The 235-nt window shown below is 54.5% G+C and carries 1 pseudogene; it reads left to right on the top strand.

The features are described from left to right. Positions 1-235: pseudogene (locus IAE30_RS29910) on the top strand (LLM class flavin-dependent oxidoreductase); the annotation flags it as partial.

Here is a 235-nt window from a genome sequence, read left to right as displayed (position 1 = left end):
GCAGCACGGTTTTGTGGCCGAAGACGAGGCCGATGCACAGCAAGCGGCAGTTGAACTTAATCGCTTCTACAACTACTTCGGTGCCTGGTTCAAGAATGAGCGCCCGGTGCAGCAGGGGCTGATCAAGCCGTTGAGCGAGGAAGAGATCGCCGCGAATACCTATTACAGCGTGGAAGGGATGCGGAAAAATCTGGCGATTGGTAATCCTGATCAAGTGATCGCCCGCCTGAAAAAC

Source organism: Pantoea sp. S61, assembly GCF_016625145.1.
Classification (GTDB): Bacteria; Pseudomonadota; Gammaproteobacteria; order Enterobacterales; family Enterobacteriaceae; genus Pantoea; species Pantoea rwandensis_B.
This window is presented reverse-complemented; position numbering and strand designations above follow the sequence as displayed.